The sequence below is a fragment of the Paraburkholderia sp. RL18-085-BIA-A genome, assembly GCF_046027075.1.
Classification (GTDB): domain Bacteria; phylum Pseudomonadota; class Gammaproteobacteria; order Burkholderiales; family Burkholderiaceae; genus Paraburkholderia.
This window is the reverse complement of sequence record NZ_JARESU010000418.1, coordinates 1-1479: the sequence shown is the minus strand read 5'-3', so window position 1 is coordinate 1479 and position 1479 is coordinate 1. Positions and strand designations below refer to the sequence as shown.

General features: G+C 61.4%; 2 protein-coding genes. Both read left to right on the top strand.

The annotated features are described in order from the left end of the window. Positions 1-58 precede the first annotated feature (58 nt). Positions 59-1141 carry an IS630 family transposase gene (locus P0D89_RS52920; RefSeq protein WP_408371166.1) on the top strand — a complete coding sequence of 361 codons (1083 nt, stop codon included), beginning with the start codon at positions 59-61 and terminating at the stop codon, positions 1139-1141. A gap of 13 nt (positions 1142-1154) precedes the next feature. Further along, complete coding sequence (locus P0D89_RS52915; RefSeq protein WP_408371168.1) at positions 1155-1454, top strand: hypothetical protein; 300 nt, start codon at positions 1155-1157, stop codon at positions 1452-1454. Positions 1455-1479 lie beyond the last annotated feature (25 nt).

Below are 1479 nucleotides of genomic sequence, written 5' to 3'. Positions count from 1 at the left end.
CTAGTACAGCGTCCCGCAATTACTTTTAATAATTGTTTGGATGGTCTATCCTGGTCGCATGAGCCGAGGTCGTCATGCAACGCCAGTGAAGCTGGCCAGGAAGGATCGACAGGAACTGCTGGCGCTGATCAGGCGCACGACGGCTGCACAGCGTGATGTGACGCGGGCACGCATCGCGTTAATGGCCCATGAGGGCTACTCGGGCGCAGCGATCGCACTGGAACTGGGCGTGTCCGTGCAGACGGTCAGCCTGTGGCGCCAGCGCATTGCACGGCAAGGCGCTCTAGGTATCCGGGAGGGCGAGCGTAGCGGTCGTCCGCCGCGCATCACGCAGGAGGCGCGGCTGCAACTGATCGCGCTGGCGTGCGAGGTGCAGGACGCGCACGGCCGGCTTACGCCGACGCTCGACGAGATCATGACGCGCGCCGTCGAGCGCGGGATCGTCGAACAGATCAGCCGCAGCCATGTGCAACGCATCCTGCAGGCCGGCGACATTCGCCCGCATCGGGTGCAACAGTGGCTGCACAGTCCGGATCCGGCGTTTCGCGAGAAGGTCAACGTGATTTGCAGGCTGTATCGCAAGGCGCCGAAGAATGCGGTCGTGCTGAGCATTGACGAGAAGACCGGCATCCAGGCCATTGAACGCAAGCATCCTGGACGCGCGCCCGCAGCGGGACGGTTGCGTCGTCGTGAATTTGAATATATCCGTCATGGCACACAGGCGCTGATTGCCGCGCTGGATGTGCATACCGGACAGGTGCTGGGTAGTTGCCGCGACCGGCGCACCCAGGACGACCTGGTGGCCTTCATGGACAGCGTGTCGGCCGCGTATCCGGGCAAACAGGTACATGTGATCTGGGACAATCTGAACACGCATCGTGCACACGCCGTCTGGCAGGCATTCAACGCGCGGCACAGCGAGCGGTTTCACTTCCACTTCACCCCTTTGCACGCGAGCTGGGTGAACCAGATCGAACTGTGGTTTGCAGCCTATACGCGCCGTGTGCTGCGTCACGCCAGTCATCTCAGCACCGCGCATCTGCGCGAGCGTACGGATCAGTTCATTCGCGAGCGCAATCAGACGGCGCGCCCCTTCAGATGGACTTTCCGGGGCTACCCGTTGCAAACTGGCGCATCCTGAAACCGGAGCGCTCATGCCTGCCTTACCCGCGAAACGTCATGCAAGCGAACTGCAGCGTCAACTGCGCGCCTTGCTGGGCCACGACCAGATCGTCACGCAGGCTTACGGGCGTCATCTGCTGATCAAACGCCTGGACGATCAGGAGCCGACCGTTGTGGCACGCCTGAGTGAACTCAGCCGCAATCGTTATGGTGCGGCCTTTCGTAGCCATAGCGGGCGATGGCAACCTCTGCCAGGCTCAGGTTCGCTCGATGAGATGGCTCAGGTAGTCGTCACGCTCCTGCAGCCTTATTTGCAGCCCGACAATTATTAAACCTATTTGAGGGATGTTGTACTAG